Below are 1,841 nucleotides of genomic sequence, written 5' to 3' on the forward strand. Positions count from 1 at the left end.
CCCGTGGGCGAGGCGAGGCCGGCCAGCACCGCCGGCAGGCTGGAGTGCAGGTCCGCGACGACGACCGGCATGTCCTCAAGCTCCAGCTGCCCGACCGGGGCACGCAGCACCTCGTGGCCGGGCATGTCCTGCTCGTCGACCCCGGCCACCATGACCTGATCGGGCATGTAACGGGCCTTGACGAGGTGGCCAGGAGCCGGGGCGTCAGGCGGCAGGAGGTCCAGCCGGGCCGTCACCATGGCGTGGCCGCCCGTACCCAGGCCCCGGGCGAGGGCCGAGACCTCCAGGCGTACGAGTTCGCCTGGCTGGGGAAGACCGCCGAGCTGCTCGTAGGCGACGGCGCGCAGCTCCTGGCCGGGCAACAGGCCGGTGGCACCGGCCGGAGCCTGGGTGAGACGGACCTCGAGCTCAGCGCAACGCCGGGGCTCGCGCCCCCACGTACGCCGTTGCTGGACCACCTCGCCGTCGCGCCACATCATGGTCCCAGCCTAGGCTGCGTGCGTGACCACCAGCCCAGGCTCTCCCGTACGCGCCGAGGAGAGACAGATGAATCTCCTGCTCGCTCTGCGCCAGACCACCACGGGGCTCAGCGCCACCGAGCTCGTGGCGCGTGTGGAGGGCTACGACCAGCAGTCCGCGCAGGCGGCCAGGCGGATGTTCGAGCGGGACAAGAACGAGCTGCGCGCCCTGGGCGTGCCCATCCTCGTCGTCGGAGCGGACACCGAGCCGCGCTACCTGGTTGACGAGGCCAGCTACGCCTTGCCCTCGCTGCGCCTGGACGCCGAGCAGGCGGCCGCGATCGAGCTGGCCGCCTCGGCCTGGCGTGACGGCGACCTGCCGGTGGCGGCCCGCAGGGCCCTGACCAAGCTGCGGGCGGTGGCCGAGGACAAGCCGCAGGAGGGGCAGGACGAGGCTGACGATGAGACGGCGCCAGGCACCGCGGGTGCAGGCACCCTGGCGGATCTGAGCCTCGACCTGGCTGGAAGCGAGGTCCCCTCTTCTCTCGCCTCAGCGGTGGAGGAGCGTCAGGTGGTCGCTTTCGACTATGCCTCCGCCTCGTCCGGGACCGTGGCCCGGCGCACGGTTGAGCCGCACCGGCTGCGGATGAGCGAGGGAGCCTGGTACCTCGAAGGGCGCGATACTCAGGTGGGACAGGTGCGTACCTTCCGGCTGGCACGTCTGCGCGGTCAGGTGGAGGTGATCAGCGCACCGGGCGCCTTCGAGCCCGTTGCCTCTCTACCCGCTGACCACCACCGCGTCGTGCTGGGCCTGGCCCCGGGTCGCGCGCTGGCACTGCGGGCGCGCTCGAGGCGGATCCAGCGTGAGCTCTCCGGCTACGACGTCGTGGCGGTGGACTATGAGGACCTTTTCGCCTTTGCCGGGTCCCTGGCAGCCCTGGCCGACGCCGTCGTGGTCCTGGAGCCAGTCGAGCTGCGTGAGCTGGTCCTGGAGCACCTGCGAGGTGCGGCGGGTGCAGAGGAGGCGAGCTGATGGCGCGTCCGAGCGCGGCTGACCGGCTGCTGCGGCTGCTGGCGCTTCCGGCCTGGGTGGCTGCCCGACCGGGGGTCACTGTGCGGGAGGCAGCTGAGCACTTCGAGGTCAGCGAGGAGACCATCATCCGGGACGTCGAGGCCCTGTGGGTGTCCGGGCCACGGGACGCGATGCCTGACGAGCTGGTCGACTTTGACGCCCTGGAGCTGGAGGAGGGCCGGCTGAGGCTGACGACCTCGCTGGGGCTGGACACCCCGCTACGCCTGACGAGCCAGGAGGCCCTGGCCCTGCAGCTGTCCCTGCGCGTGCTGGCGGACCTCCTTCAGGGGGACCCGCAGGCGGCCAGCCAG

General features: G+C 72.1%; 3 protein-coding genes. 2 read left to right on the plus strand and 1 reads right to left on the minus strand.

The window, feature by feature from the left end; all coding sequences use genetic code 11:
- On the minus strand, window positions 1-479 hold a 479-nt coding region (locus HMPREF0058_RS11295), incomplete at its 3' end, for a DUF3866 family protein (RefSeq protein ID WP_006549926.1).
- A 22-nt stretch (window positions 480-501) separates the two neighbouring features.
- Between HMPREF0058_RS11295 and HMPREF0058_RS11300 the strand changes: the two genes are divergently transcribed.
- Together HMPREF0058_RS11300 and HMPREF0058_RS11305 are read left to right on the plus strand one after the other, a co-directional pair.
- Window positions 502-1,491 (plus strand): helix-turn-helix transcriptional regulator, encoded by a 990-nt coding sequence (locus HMPREF0058_RS11300; protein ID WP_244901982.1) that lies wholly within the window; start codon window positions 502-504, stop codon window positions 1,489-1,491.
- Window positions 1,491-1,841, plus strand: a 351-nt coding sequence (locus tag HMPREF0058_RS11305) for a DeoR family transcriptional regulator (RefSeq protein ID WP_006549928.1), incomplete at its 3' end; no start/stop codon positions are given. The genes HMPREF0058_RS11300 and HMPREF0058_RS11305, both read left to right, overlap by 1 nt.

Origin of the sequence: Actinomyces urogenitalis DSM 15434 (assembly GCF_000159035.1) — a bacterium.
In the GTDB taxonomy this organism is placed as follows: domain Bacteria; phylum Actinomycetota; class Actinomycetes; order Actinomycetales; family Actinomycetaceae; genus Actinomyces; species Actinomyces urogenitalis.